Below are 13,345 nucleotides of genomic sequence, written 5' to 3'. Positions count from 1 at the left end.
CTTGGTCACGACCACCTTGCGAGCGCGGCCGAGCAGGTCGAGGGTGGCGTTCTCGAGCTTGAGACCGACCTCCTCGGAGATGACCTGGCCACCGGTCAGGATCGCGATGTCGGCCAGCATGGCCTTGCGCCGGTCACCGAAGCCGGGAGCCTTGACGGCCACCGACCGGAAGACGCCCTTGAGCTTGTTGACGATGAGGGTGGCCAGCGTCTCGCCCTCGACGTCCTCGGCGATGACCAGCAGCGGCCTGCCCGACTGGACGACCTTGTCGAGCAGCGGCAGCGCGTCGCGGTTGGCGGCGACCTTGCCGTCGACGACCAGCACGTACGGATCGTCCAGCACCGCTTCGAGGCGGTCCGGGTCGGTCACGAAGAGCGGGGCGATGAACCCCTTGTCGAAGCGCATGCCCTCGGTGAGCTCGAGCTCGAGGCCGAAGGCGTTGCTCTCCTCGACGGTGATGACGCCTTCCTTGCCGACCTTGTCCATCGCCTCGGCGATGAGCGCGCCGATCTCGGGGTCGGCGGCGGAGATGGAGGCCGTGGAGGCGATCTGCTCCTTGGTCTCCACCTCCTTGGCCAGCTTGGAGAGCTCCTCGCTGACCCGCTCGACGGCCGCCTCGATGCCCTTCTTCAGGGCCATCGGGTTGGCGCCGGCGGCAACGTTACGCAGACCCTCGCGTACCAGCGCCTGGGCGAGCACGGTGGCGGTGGTGGTGCCGTCGCCCGCGACGTCGTCGGTCTTCTTGGCGACCTCCTTGACCAGCTCGGCGCCGATCTTCTCCCACGGGTCCTCGAGCTCGATCTCCTTGGCGATGGACACGCCATCGTTGGTGATCGTGGGAGCGCCCCACTTCTTCTCCAGCACGACGTTGCGGCCCTTCGGGCCCAAGGTCACCTTGACGGCGTCGGCGAGCTGGTTCATACCGCGTTCGAGACCGCGCCGGGCGGCCTCGTCGAAAGCGATCATCTTCACGGCGATCACTGCTCCTGCTCTGTGATGGGTGAGGGGGCCGGGACGGCGCCCGCGACGGACGGCCCGCGAGCAGGCCTCACCGGCCCGGCACGCCCCCAGGGATTGGCACTCGCCCGGCACGAGTGCCGGGCGGCTGCCTCCGCACTCTACCCATAAGTTGCGTGTCACGCATCCAGTGCGCGCCACGCAATATCGGATAGAGTCGAGGCATGAACGACGACGCCATGGACCTCCGGACCCGGCACAAGCAGGCCACCAGGGAGGCGATCAGCCTCGCGGCGCTGCGCCTGGCCATCGAGCAGGGCCCGCACGGGCTGGCCCTCGTGCGGGTGCACGACATCGCCGAGGCCGCCGGGGTCTCGCCCCGCACGTACAACAACTACTTCTCCAGCCGGGAGGAGGCGATCTGCGCCTTCCAGTCCGACCAGTCCCGGCGGGTGGGGGAGGCGCTGCGGGCCCGGCCCGCCGGCGAGCCGCTCGACCAGGCCGTCGTCGCGGCCGTGATCGAGCACTTCACCGACCCCGAGCCGGACCGGGCCGGGCTGCGCATGATCATGGACACGCCCGCCCTTCAGGGTGAGGCGCTGAAGGCGTTCACCATGGCGGAGGGCCCGCTGGCGACGGCGATCGCCGAACGGACCGGCTCCGACCCTGCCCGGGATCTGTTCCCCGCCGTCACGGCGGCCGCGGTCGCCGGCGCCATCCGGGTGGCGGGGCGGCACTGGCTGGAGCCGGGCAACACCGTCTCGTTCGCCACGGCACTGCGCCGCGCCCTCTCCTGCGTCTTCTTCCCCGGCCGGCCACCGGAGTAAATGGAGTTGCCGCGACCGGGAGCGGCTTCTTACGATGTTCCGTAATTACGGAATAGCGAAGGGGATCGCTGTGAGTGAGGAAAGACTCGCCGGCTTAGAGCGCCGGGTGGCCCTTCTGGAGGCCCGGGGTAAGACAACCGAGCACTCTCCGCCCTCGACCTCCCTGATGGGAGTGCTCCACGAGATGCGCCACAAGGCCGAGGACGCCTCCACACCGGGAACGGTGGGATACGTCGGGGCCGCCTTCCTGCCCGACGGCGACTACCTGTGGGCCAGGGAGCACCAGCTCACCGAGCTGCTGCCGGCCGACTGGATGCCCGCGGCCGGCATCCTCGAGTCGCTCGGCAGCCCGCCCCGCCTGACGCTGCTCGGCACACTCGTACGGCACGGCCGGCGCACCCGCGCCGACCTCCAGGAGGCCCTCGGCGGTGACGGCGCGGAGACCACCAGCGGCCAGCTCTACCACCACCTGCGCGCCCTGCAGAACGCTGGGCTGATCGTGCAACGGCGGCGCGGCGAGTACGAGCTCGCCGCCGTGGCCGTCATCCCCCTCCTCACCATCGTGGCCACCGCGCTCAACCTGGCCACCGACCCCCCAATCGGCCCCCCAATCGGCCCCCCGATCGAGGAGTGACCACGCACCCGGCGATACGGCTCGCCCGAACCCCGCCAAACGGCCCAGATTCAATCCAAGAGCCAATATTTCGGTCCTGATTCACTTCGCCCGCGCATGGCGCGACCCCCGGCCCTCAGTCATCATGTAGCCGGTGCCCCGCTACCAGGATCCGTGATGGAGCTGATGCGCGTGGGAGAAGAGCCCGGGCAGGACGAGGCGGGGCGGGCCGTGGAGTGGCCCGCCGACCTCGACGTCCACAGGCTGCTCGAGCAGGGCTGGCGGCCCACGTCGCTGCGCCAGTTCATCGTCAAGCTGCACAGCCGCTGCAACCTGGCCTGCGACTACTGCTACATGTACGAGATGGCCGACCAGGGCTGGCGCCGTCAGCCGCGCCGCATGGCCCGCGCCACCATCGACCGGGTGGCCACGCGCATCGCCGAGCACGCCGTGGCCCACCGGCTCAGCGGCGTCGAGGTCATCCTGCACGGCGGCGAACCGCTGCTGGCCGGCGTCGATCACACGCGTTACGCGGTGGAGTCGCTGCGCTCGGCGCTGGACGGGGTCGCCCGGCTCGTCGTACGCGTGCAGAGCAACGGCGTGCTGCTCGACGACGCGTTCCTGGAGATGTTCGACGAGCTGGGCGTGGCCGTGGGGGTCAGTCTCGACGGCGACGCCGAAGGGCACGACCGGCACCGGCGCCGCGCCACCGGCCGGGGCAGCTACGACGAGGTGCGGGCCGGTCTGGAGCGGCTGGCCTCGCCCGCGTACCGGCATCTGTTCGGCGGGCTGCTGTGCACGGTGGATCTGGCCAACGACCCGCTGGTGACGTACAAGGCGCTGCTGGAGTTCGCGCCGCCGATGGTCGACTTCCTGCTGCCGCACGGGCACTGGGGCGCGCCGCCGCCGGGCCTGCCCGATCCGGGGGCGGTCTACGGCGAGTGGCTGATCCCCATCTTCGACCACTGGTACCGGGCGGCCCGGCGGGAGACGCGGATCCGGCTGTTCAGCGAGATCGTCCGGCTCGTGTGCGGGCGGCCGTCCAGGAGCGAGTCGATCGGGCTGTCGCCGGTGGCGGTGCTGGTGGTGGAGACGAACGGCGGCATGGAGCAGGTGGACACGCTCAAGTCCGCCTACGACGGGGCCACGGGCACCCCGCTGAACGTCTACCGCGACTCCTTCGACGCGGCGCTGCTGCTGCCCGCGATCGCGGCCCGGCAGATCGGCGCCAAGGCGCTCTCCCCCACCTGCCTGGCGTGCGACATCGCGCAGGTGTGCGGGGGCGGGCTGTACCCGCACCGCTACCGGCCCGGCAGCGGCTTCCGCAACCCGTCGGTCTACTGCCTGGACCTGTACCGGCTGATCACCCACATCCGGCGGGTGGTGGCCGCGGACGTGGAGCTGCTGGCCAGGAGCGCCCCGGCCTAGACCGGCGGCGGGTCGAAGTCGAAGTCCAGGTGCCGTCCCTCGGCCGCCACCTGGGCGTCGCGGTGCTCCATGCCGAGCGTGGCCGCGTAGTGCCGCATCGTCTCCTCGTACAGGCGCTGCGCCTCCTCCTTGCGGCTGGCGGTGGCCAGGTCGGCGGCCAGGTTGGCGGCGGCGCCCAGGGTCGTCGGGTGCTTGTCGCCCAGGAGCGCGCGCAACCGCCGGTAGGAGTCCTCCTCCAGGGCGATCGCCTCGTCGATCTCGCCCAGGTCGGACAGGTCGCTGGCGAGGTTGAGCGCGATCGTCAGGACGTAGTGGTGGTCGCGGCCCAGCTTGGCCTCGATACCGGCCAGGGAGCGCCGGTTGAGGTCGCGGGCCTGGCGGGGGCGGCCGAGCACGCGGTGCATGAGGGCCACGTTGCTGGCGCAGCCGTAGTTGTACGGGTGCTCCTCGCCGTACATGGCCGGGTAGCGCCGCATCGTGTCGTCGGCCAGCGCGAAGGCCTCTTCGACCAGGGCGTTGTGCCGCATCGCGTTGCCCAGGCCGGTGGCGGCGGCGAGGGTGCCGGGATGGTCGAGCCCGTAGAGACGGGTGTAGCGGGTGTGGACGTCGGAGGCCAGCGCAAGGGCCTTTTCCCGCTCGCCGGTGCGGAGCCGGGCGATGAACAGGTCCTTCTGGGCGAGCAGGATGCGCGGGTGGTCGGCGTCGAACGCCTCGAATCCGTAGGCCAGCGCGTCCTCGCTCACGTCGCAGGCGTAGTCGAACTCGCCGCACAGCCGCACCACGCGCCCGAGACCGGTCCACATGTTGAGCACGGTGCCCCGGCTCACGGTGGGCTCGGCGAGCTGGGCCAGGTTGAGCGCCTCCTCCAGCAGCGTCCTCGCGCCCTGGTAGTCGCTGGTCAGGCCGTAGTCGAGGGCCAGGCTGTTGATCGCGCGCAGGGTCGCCGGGTGCTCCGGCCCCAGCTCCTCCTGGTGCAGGCGGACGGACTCGGCGTCGTGGTCGCGCGCCTCGTGGAACAGCCCCCGCGCCCGCAGGTCGGCGCCGATGCCGTTGAGCAGGATCAGGGTGTCGGAGTGCCGGTCGCCGACCGTATCGCGGGTCAGCCTCAGCGTGGCCTGGTTGAGCTCGTACGCCTCGGTGTAGCGGCCCATGTCGCGCAGCAGGTTGCCCTGCGCGCGCTGGGCCCGCAGCACGTGCACGTCCTGCGCGCCGGAGTCGGCCGTCCACTGCCGCAGGAACGTGGCCATGTGCGTGCTCGCCGCCGCGTGGTTACCCGAGGAGTTGAGGTAGGTCAGGATGTTCAGGGCGAAGTCGCGGACCTCCTCGCGGCGGCTCGACGCGACCCGCACCGGCCCGACGTGGGCGAGCAGGGCGTCGTATCGTGGCCAGTGGTCCGGGTTGATCGGGTCTCCCGGGTCGGCGCCGACCAGCAGGGAGTGGACCTCCAGCCGGATCTCCTCCTGTAGGTCGGCCGGCAACTCCTCGCGCAGCAGGGCCTGGATCAGCCGGTGGACCTGCAGCGTCCGCTCCCCGGTCTCCGACTCGATGCGGACCAGGGCGTAGCGGCCCAGGCGGCTGATGGCCTTGCTCAGCCGGATCGGGTCGGCGAGCAACTCGGTGATCTCCGGCCGCACCGGCCCCCGCACCGGGCGGAACACCGCGCGCGGGATCGGCTCGGGGCCGAAGAAGGCGCAGCAGCGCAGCAGCTCCATGGCCTCGGGCAGGAACTCCTTGAGCTTGGCCACGGAAAGGCCCCACGCCGCGGTCATGGACACCGGGTATTCGCTCGGCTTGCCCTCGCTCAGCAGGCTCGCCGTCTGCTCCTTGAGCAGGCGCAGGTATTCCTCGGACGGCATGCCGGTCTCGGTCTGCAGGGCGGCGGCCTGCTCCAGCGCCAGCGGCAGGTCGCCCAGCGCCTCGGCCAGCCGGTCGGCCTCGGCGTCGCCGATGGCCCGGCGCATGCGCTTCTTGAGGAACTCGACGCTCTCCTCGCGGGTGAACACGTCGATCGCCACGGCCTCGACCACGCTGGCCCAGCGGTGGTTGCGGGAGGTGATCAGGACGTCGCCCGGCCCCGGCGGGAGGAGGTCGGTGAGGTCTTCGGGCTCGTCGGCGTTGTCGAAGATCAGCAGCCAGCGGGCGTACGGCTCGCCGCGGCGCAGCGCCTCCAGGACGGCGTTGGCGGCGTCTTCGATGCCGGTGCTGGTCGGGCCGGGGACCCCGAGGCGGGTGGCGAGCTGGGCCAGGTTCGATCTGACCAGGCCGGGCTGGTCGGCGGGGATCCACCAGACGACGTCGTACTCCTCGCGGAAGCGGTAGGCGTACTCGATGGCCATCTGGGTCTTGCCGACGCCGCCGAGGCCGTGCAGGGCGTGGGGCACCACCGCGGTGATCTTCTCACCGATGCCGCCGCGGAGCCTGCCGAGCAGCAGATCGCGGCCGGTGAAGTTCATGTTGCGCGGCGGGACCTTCCACACCTCGGGAAACCCGGTCGCCGACCGCTCTGTGGCGGGCTGCCATGAGACCGACACGCGCTCCGCCTCCCGTCCACTCGATGCGAATCACAGCAGAGAAATCGAGAACATGCGCAGGATAATGACGATAGTAGTCCCGCGCGCGGCCCGGTGGGCCGGCTTCGCACCGAGTCTTTTCGCGTGCGGCCCGTTATTAGGGTCCATCCATTTCGCGTATTCGACGCCGGGAAATTCTCCCAGGGTAGGCGGCGCCCGGCAGATGTGATACATGCCTGTAGAGCACCATCATCGACGCTGCGGGGCGGACGTCGCCCCGGTGAGGGAGCGCCCATGCGGCATCAGATCGCCACACGGTCGCGGGCATTGGTCGACCTGTCCGTGCTGTCCGGCCCCGACCTGCGAAAACTCGGAGATTCCGCGGTCCCGCACGCGTTATGGGACCTTCTCGGGGCCGAGCAGGAGGAAGAGGAGCCGTACGCGCGGTTCGACAACGACTGCGGGACCACCGCGCCCGGATAACCGATCGTCGGCGGGTGGGGATTCCGGTCTTCCCGAATCCGTCTCAGATAAATGGGGATGCCGTACTATTACAGCACCCCCTTGAGGCGTGATCCGGCGACGTGGATTTTCCGTTCTTCTGAGGAGAACGGAATTCAGGTCCTCCGCAGACAAGGTTCGGCCATATGACAGTTGCGCATCCGCCACGCGGCCCTTTCATCGGCGTCCGGGCGTACGAGGCCCGCGATGAGATGCTGTTCTCCGGACGGTCGGACGAGATCTGCGAGCTGTCCACGCTGTGGCGGCACAACCGGCTGACGATCCTGCACTCCGGCGCGGCGACGGGCAAGACCTCGCTGTTGCGGGCGGGCCTCATCCCCCGTCTGGAGCGTGAGCGCGCGCGGGTGTTACCGGTCGGCCGGGCCACCTCCACCCGCGTCTGGCCCGCCGCCACGCTGCCCGACCAGAACCCGTACGTGCTGGCCCTGCTCTCCTCCTGGGGCGCCGGCGAGCCGCCCGCCCGCGTCGCCGGATGGACGATCGGCGACTTCCTGCGCCGGCACGACGGCCTCGACCGGCACGGCGACCCGGTGCCGACGCTGGCGGCGATCGACCAGGCGGAGACGTTCCTGCGGCAGTCGGCCGCCCACGAACACCACCGGACCCGCTTCCTCGACGAGCTGTTCCAGACGCTGGAGCGACACCCCCGCCTGCACCTGCTGCTGTCGGTGCGCACCGACTACCTCGACGACCTGCTGCGCGTGCTCAAGGACTTCGGCAACCCCGGCCACGCCGAGTTCGGCCTGCAGCCGTTCACGCCGGAGCAGGCCGCGGAGATCGTACGCAGGTCCATGGAGGTCACCGGGCACCGGGCCGCGCCGCAGAAGGTGGCCGAGCTGGTCGACGAGCTGCGCAAGGTGCGCGACGACACCGGCCGGGTGCGTGACCGGTCCTGCGAACGCGACATCGACCCCCTGCTCCTGCAGGTGGCGGGCAGCCATCTGTGGGGGGATCCGCCGGATCGGGAGCACTTCGTCAACGCGCGGCTCGATCTCGAGGTCGACCGGGCGATCAGCGGGTTCTGCGGGCGGGCCCTGGCGGAGGTGGCCGCCGACTACGAGCTGTCGCCGTACCGGCTCGACGCCTGGCTGCGGCAGAAGGTCCTGCACGACGGCCGCGCGTTCGCGCCGCTCGTCGAGGTGCGCGGCGCCCTGCTGCACGCGATGGAGGACCGCCACCTGCTCAAGGCCCTGCAGCAGCACGGTTTACGCCTGCACCAGCTCCGCCGGCGGCGGCTGGCGGCCCCGCTGCGCAGGCTCGACGCCACCCACTGGCCCACGCCGTCGGACGATCCGGCCGCCCGGCTGGGCGCCGCCGTCCGGGCCTGCTGGGAGGGCCAGCCCGAGCGGGCCCGCCGGATCGCCGAGGAGGCCGTCTTCGACGCCCCCGGAACCGCGCTGCGCGTACGCGCCGACCTGCAGTCGCTGCTCGGCAACATCGCCTACGAGCGCGACGAGCTGGACGAGGCCGCCGCCCGCTACCGCGAGGCCGCCAAACTGTACGAGGCCCTGCCCGACAGCACGGCCGTGGGCTGGACGCTGGCGGCCATCGGCCGGATCGCCCTGGCGCAGGACAAACAGAGCGACGCCATCGAGGAGCTGAACGTGGCGGTCGGCCGCTCGCCCCACGATCCCGTGGTGCGGACCACCCTCGGGCAGGCGCTCTGGGAGGCCGGCCAGCCGCAGGCCGCCATCAACGTGCTGACCGACGTGCTCGACCGTGAGGGCGACGCGTGCGAGGCGCGGCGCACCCGGGGCGAGATCCTGGCCGACCTCGGACAGGCCAAGTCGGCGCTGCAGGACATCGGGCAGTCGGCCAGCCGCTGGCCGCACCCGTCCACCCGCGCCGCCCGCGCGCTGGCCCTGGCCACGCTGGACCGCGCCGAGGCGGCGGGCGAGGAGCTCAGCTCCGCCGTCGCCGAGGCCGAGGACAACGGGCCGGTCCTGCTGCGCGCCGCCCGCGTGCACGAGCTGACCGGCGACGCCGGCACGGCGGCCGAGTTCGCGGGACAGGCGATCTCGGCGCGCCATCCGCGGCTGCCCCGGCACCAGCGCAAGACCGCCGAGCACCTGCGCGACGGCACCTGATGCCCGACATCGCGCTGGTGGCCCTGATCACCGGCGGCTCCACCTTCTTGGCCGCGCTGTGCGGGGCGAGCTGGACCACGATCACCGAGCGGGCCAAGGCCAGACAGGCCCGGCTGGCGGCGGCCGAGCAGCGGCGGGCCGAGTGGTTCGAGGCGCGCGACGCCGCGCTGCGGGCGGCGCTGGCCGAGGCGCACGCGGCCGTGCTGAAGCTCGGGATCACGCTGGGCATCATGCTCGACATGCGGCTCAGCGGGCACGCCCGGCTCGACGGCGAGGACCTGCCCACGCAGATCCGCCAGGCGCGGACGGAGTACTGGGCGGCCAAGACGGCCATCCGGCAGCTCCAGCCGCTGTGCCCGGCGGTGGCCGTCGAACGGCTGGAGGAGCTGAGCCGGGCGGTGAGCCAGGCGTTCGAGTACGCCCGTTCGGTGGCGGGCCCGACGGTGAGCTCGGAGAAGGTCGAGGCGGACCTGGAGTCGAGCCTGTGCGCGCTGACCGGCGAACTGTTCGACAACGGCCTGCCCGCGCTTCCCGATCACGTCCTGTCCTACGAGGCCCTGGACGGGCGGCGGCCCGATTAGCCGCGTCCGCCGCGCGTCACCCAGGCCAGGGCGGCGCGCATCCGGGTGCAGCGCTCGTCCGGCCCGCGCGCCAGGACCGTGATGGCCACGGCCAGTGCCGCGACGACCACCGCCACGAAGATGACGGCGTCCTGCGTGCCCAGCTCGGTGATGAGGTATCCGCTGGCCAGGGCGCCCAGCGGGACGGCGCTGCCGGAGAAGAAGCGCCCGGCGCCGGTGACGCGGCCGTACAGGTGCTGCGGCACCCGCTCGACCTGGTAGAGGGCGAGCGCGACGTTGATGTGCGCGCCGGTGAACCCGATGCCGCCCCACACCAGCGGCAGCGCGAAGACGACGTAGAAGAGCGTGCCGGGCTCCATCAGGGTGAGCACCGAGCTGAGCGCCATCCACGACCACACGCTCTGCACGATCACCTTGCGCTGGTCCTTCTGCCGCCGCAGGACGCGCGGCGCGGTGAACGCCCCCACCACCCCGCCGAACCCCGACGCGGCGATCAGGCAGCCGATCACCAGCATGGAGAGCTGCTGCTGATGGGCCAGCAGGACCAGCACCAGGCCGAGGGTCTGGAAGCAGAAGTTGGCCAGCGCGCACACCGTCAGCACCCACAACAGCAGCCGGTCCTGCCCCAGGTAGCGCAGGCCCGCCCACAGCTCCTGGGCGCGCCCGGCCATCCGCAGCGCCTGCCCGCGCCCGGCGGGCTCCTTCGGCTCGCCGCGCATCTTGGTGAACGCGACGACCGACACGCAGGAGGTCAGCGTCTCCATGAGGTACGGCAGCGCGTGGTGCAGGTCGTACAGCAGGCCGCCGAGGGGGCGGCCGAGCAGTCCGGCCCCGTGCGTGCGGCCCTCGTTCCTGGCCATCGCCCCCGGCAGGCGTTCACGGGGGACCAGGCGCGGGACGAGCGTGGTCTCGGCCGTGCCGCACACCACCAGGCAGACCCCCTGCAAAACGGCGATGGCCGGCAGCAGGAAGATCGTCTGGTCGGTGACCAGCATGGCCGCGACGACGGAGGCGGCCAGCACCAGGCGTGCGGCCATTGTGACGATGAGGACGCGCCGCCGGTCGGAGTGGTCGATCAGCACGCCGACCGGCAGGTGCAGCAGGATGCGGGGCAGGGTGCCGGCGGCCGTGACCCACCCGGCGAAGACCGGTGAGCCGGTCAGCGACAGTGCCAGCAGCGGCGCGGTGACCGTGGCGCTGACGGAGCCGAGCTGGGAGATCGCCGAGCCGCCCCACAGCAGCCGGAAATCACGTTCCCACGTCGGTTCTCGCTCGGCCACCTTCTATCCCCAAGGCGCAGGTGACCGGAATGGTCAGAGTGTTTTGCTGAGTGGGATCACGCCGCCGCACGTGCGGTGTATCGGCGCCCCCCGAGGGACCGTACATTACTTCACCTCGCCTCCTAGCGTAAATCTCCACTTTGGCGCCGCGCGTCGCGCTCATTGCCGCAGCGAAGTGGTCTGGAGCTGCGGGTCCGTCATGATCTCGGCCTCGGTGAACCGCTCGGTCACCCACCGTCCGCGGGAGAACAGCGCGGTCTGGTCGGCGTGGTGCGGCGAGGCGGTGTTCGCCGACTGGGAGTAGGTCAGCACGGTACGGGTGCGCGGCCCCTCCGGCGTCAGCTCGACGGCCATCATGAAGCTGGAGCCGGTGTCGACCTCCGGGTAGCGGCCGTCCCTGCCGAGCGGGCCGCCGGTGCGGACGCGGTCGAAGCAGCCCTCCCCTTCGGTGCAGCCCGGGATCGGGATCTTGCCGTACCGCTGGGCCTGCTCGGGGGTGAGCGTCAGGGGGATGTCGCCGGCGTGGAAGAACTGCACGGTGTCGGCCAGCGCGCCGCGTACCGCGCGCTTCGACGTGTCGAGGCCGCGCGGCGTGGTGAGCGGGCGCGCCGGGTCGAAGGGCACCTTCCACCAGCTCTCCGGCGGAACCGGCGCGCCGTCGTCCGGCCGGAACACCGGGCCGTTGAGCCGGCTGAAGAACTCGCGCCACAAGATCGCGCCCCGGCTGCCGAGGCGGGCGCGGCCGTCCCAGGCCGCCAGCGTGGCGCAGGCCCGGCGCACGTCGATCCGCGCGCCGTCGGCCGCCGTCAGGACCGGGCGGGCGCGGCACAGCGCGAGCAGGTCGCGGCGCAGGATCTCGCCGCCGAGGTTGCGCTTGCCGGTGGCCGTGGCCTGCAGGGTCTCGAGCGTGAAGCCGCGCGCGCCGAGGCCGTCGGCGCCGGTCAGCCGCCGGTCGATCATGTCGAGGCCGACCCGGGTGCGCAGGTCCGGTTCGGTGCGGACGTCGCCGTAGACGCGCGGGTAGCCCGTCAGCGGCGCCTCGGGGTTGGTCAGCCAGGGACTGGCGTTGGCGTTGGCCACGTAGTCGGCACGGGTCAGCCGGGGCTGCTCGCCGGGGCCGAAGATGCCGGGCACGATCGCGTCGTCGTCGCCGCCCCACAGGCAGTCCGGCTTCGAGCCGTCCAGGACGACCACATCGGGGTCGAGGCCCTTCGCGGGCACGCCGCAGCGCTCGGCCTGGGCGTCGGTGACGTGCGGGACGACCGAGGCGTCGGCGAAGTAGGCCGTGCCCCGGGTGTCGGCGGCCAGCGTGTACACGAAGGGCATGCCCTGGTGGGCGGCCTGGACCCGGCGCAGCGCGGCCACGTCGCGGGCGCTTCCCATGGCCAGCCATTCGTCGGCCAGGCGCAGGTTGGCGGCGTTGGCGTCGGCCAGGGCGTACGCGGTCTCGTCCGACCAGCCCGTGGCCAGGACCGGGCCGTAGCGCGAGGTGTGGACGGCGGTGGTGACCGTGGAGGTCTTGCCGGCGGCGTCGCGTACGGTGACCGTCACCTCCTGGCGGCCCATCGGCTCGGGCCTGCCGTCCACCAGGTACGCCGTGCGCTCTCCGGGCACGAGGGCGAGCCGGTAGAGGGTGAAGCGCTGGGCGTGGGAGACCGTGTGGGTCCAGGCCAGGCTCGCGTTGTGGCCGATCTGGACCATCGGGGTGCCGTAGATGCTGCCGCCCGACACGTCGAGCACGCCGGGGATGGTGAGGTGGACCTGGTAGAAGCGGCGGGCGCCGTTCCAGGGGAAGTGGGGGTCGGCCAGCAGCATGCCGTGGCCGGCGCGGGTGGCCTCGCGCCCGAGCGCCCAGGCGTTGCTGCCGGGCGCGCCCGCCGTCCTCTTGCGCGGCCCGTCCTGTTCCTCCTGCTGCCCGTCCGGTCCTTCCTCCTGGCCGGAGGCGGCGATGGCCTCCTTGAACCGGGAGCTGCCCGCCAGGCGGCCGAGGTCGAGCAGGTTCATCCAGACGTCGTTCGCGGTGATCGGGCCGACCCACTCCTTGCCGCGGCAGGCCGGGTCGGGCAGCTTCGCCACGCCGGTGTCGCTCAGGTAGCGGTTGAAGCCGGCGACGTAGCCGTCCACGAGCGCGCGCAGCTCGACGGTGGGGCCGTGGGGGGCGGGGCGGGCGAGCAGCCTGCGGATGACGCCCGACGCCTCGACGCTCTTGTAGTAGACGTCACTGGCCAGGTTCGGGACCGGGCCGATGGGGTCGTCCGACAGGGCCTCGCCGCCGAAGTGGCGCGACCGCTCGCCGCGTAACGTCAGCGCCCACGACGCCATGACGCACAGGTTGTCCTGCGCGAAGGCGTAGCCGTAGCCGTAGCCGAGGCCGCCGTGGTCCTGGGCGGTCACGTGCGGGATGCCGTACTCGGTGCGCCGGATGTCGGCGGCGTGGCGGCCGGTGACGGCCCACGCGGGCAGCGTCACGACGAGCGCCGCGAGCAGGGCGAGCACGAGCGGCGCGGCCGTCCGCCTGATGGTCCTCGGGTTCATTCTGG

Annotated in this window: 10 protein-coding genes; 6 read left to right on the top strand and 4 right to left on the bottom strand. The window is 72.0% G+C overall.

The genetic code is table 11. From position 1 onward, the window contains the following. A partial coding sequence (gene groEL / locus AB0I15_RS61500; RefSeq protein WP_358118722.1) for a chaperonin GroEL occupies nucleotides 1-978 on the bottom strand: 978 nt, incomplete at its 3' end. Between the two features lie 203 nt (nucleotides 979-1,181). Between groEL and AB0I15_RS61495 the strand changes: the two genes are divergently transcribed. The 3 genes from AB0I15_RS61495 to AB0I15_RS61485 all read left to right on the top strand — a co-directional run bounded on the left by AB0I15_RS61495 (nucleotide 1,182) and on the right by AB0I15_RS61485 (nucleotide 3,825). Further along, nucleotides 1,182-1,784, top strand: coding sequence for a TetR/AcrR family transcriptional regulator (locus tag AB0I15_RS61495; protein WP_358118718.1), 603 nt, complete (start codon nucleotides 1,182-1,184; stop codon nucleotides 1,782-1,784). Between the two features lie 166 nt (nucleotides 1,785-1,950). After that, a complete protein-coding gene (locus tag AB0I15_RS61490) occupies nucleotides 1,951-2,418 on the top strand; it encodes a helix-turn-helix domain-containing protein (RefSeq protein ID WP_358118717.1) in 468 nt (155 codons plus the stop codon). A 156-nt stretch (nucleotides 2,419-2,574) separates the two neighbouring features. Continuing rightward, nucleotides 2,575-3,825, top strand: coding sequence for an FxsB family cyclophane-forming radical SAM/SPASM peptide maturase (locus AB0I15_RS61485; RefSeq protein ID WP_358118716.1), 1,251 nt, complete (start codon nucleotides 2,575-2,577; stop codon nucleotides 3,823-3,825). Here the strand turns inward: AB0I15_RS61485 and fxsT are convergent. Then, entirely contained in the window at nucleotides 3,822-6,356 is a 2,535-nt protein-coding gene (gene fxsT, locus AB0I15_RS61480; RefSeq protein WP_358118714.1) for an FxSxx-COOH system tetratricopeptide repeat protein, read from the bottom strand. The genes AB0I15_RS61485 and fxsT overlap by 4 nt on opposite strands. Nucleotides 6,357-6,629: 273 nt before the next feature. Here fxsT and AB0I15_RS61475 point away from each other — a divergent pair, with 273 nt between their 5' ends. From AB0I15_RS61475 to AB0I15_RS61465, 3 genes are all read left to right on the top strand, one after another. Continuing rightward, nucleotides 6,630-6,818, top strand: coding sequence for a hypothetical protein (locus AB0I15_RS61475; protein WP_358118712.1), 189 nt, complete (start codon nucleotides 6,630-6,632; stop codon nucleotides 6,816-6,818). Between the two features lie 164 nt (nucleotides 6,819-6,982). After that, nucleotides 6,983-8,944 carry a tetratricopeptide repeat protein gene (locus AB0I15_RS61470; protein WP_358118711.1) on the top strand — a complete coding sequence of 654 codons (1,962 nt, stop codon included), beginning with the start codon at nucleotides 6,983-6,985 and terminating at the stop codon, nucleotides 8,942-8,944. Further along, the gene (locus tag AB0I15_RS61465) at nucleotides 8,944-9,525 is read left to right on the top strand and encodes a hypothetical protein (RefSeq protein ID WP_358118709.1); all 582 of its coding nucleotides are present in this window, start codon (nucleotides 8,944-8,946) and stop codon (nucleotides 9,523-9,525) included. Before AB0I15_RS61470 ends, AB0I15_RS61465 begins: the two co-directional genes overlap by 1 nt. On the opposite strand, the gene AB0I15_RS61460 is transcribed toward AB0I15_RS61465, so the two are convergent. Next, nucleotides 9,522-10,805, bottom strand: coding sequence for an MFS transporter (locus tag AB0I15_RS61460; RefSeq protein WP_358118707.1), 1,284 nt, complete (start codon nucleotides 10,803-10,805; stop codon nucleotides 9,522-9,524). The genes AB0I15_RS61465 and AB0I15_RS61460 overlap by 4 nt on opposite strands. A gap of 159 nt (nucleotides 10,806-10,964) precedes the next feature. After that, entirely contained in the window at nucleotides 10,965-13,340 is a 2,376-nt protein-coding gene (locus tag AB0I15_RS61455) for a penicillin acylase family protein (RefSeq protein ID WP_358118705.1), read from the bottom strand. Nucleotides 13,341-13,345: the final 5 nt, after the last annotated feature.

Origin of the sequence: Nonomuraea sp. NPDC050643, from assembly GCF_040654715.1 — a bacterium.
Classification (GTDB): Bacteria; Actinomycetota; Actinomycetes; order Streptosporangiales; family Streptosporangiaceae; genus Nonomuraea.
This window is presented reverse-complemented; position numbering and strand designations above follow the sequence as displayed.

Bases quoted from the DNA above. Each gene is read 5' to 3' on its own strand.
- AB0I15_RS61495 (WP_358118718.1), top strand. From the start codon at position 1,182: ATGAACGACGACGCCATGGACCTCCGGACCCGGCACAAGCAGGCCACC.
- AB0I15_RS61490 (WP_358118717.1), top strand. From the start codon at position 1,951: ATGGGAGTGCTCCACGAGATGCGCCACAAGGCCGAGGACGCCTCCACA.
- AB0I15_RS61485 (WP_358118716.1), top strand. From the start codon at position 2,575: ATGGAGCTGATGCGCGTGGGAGAAGAGCCCGGGCAGGACGAGGCGGGG.
- AB0I15_RS61475 (WP_358118712.1), top strand. From the start codon at position 6,630: ATGCGGCATCAGATCGCCACACGGTCGCGGGCATTGGTCGACCTGTCC.
- AB0I15_RS61470 (WP_358118711.1), top strand. From the start codon at position 6,983: ATGACAGTTGCGCATCCGCCACGCGGCCCTTTCATCGGCGTCCGGGCG.
- AB0I15_RS61465 (WP_358118709.1), top strand. From the start codon at position 8,944: ATGCCCGACATCGCGCTGGTGGCCCTGATCACCGGCGGCTCCACCTTC.
- AB0I15_RS61455 (WP_358118705.1), bottom strand. From the start codon at position 13,340: ATGAACCCGAGGACCATCAGGCGGACGGCCGCGCCGCTCGTGCTCGCC.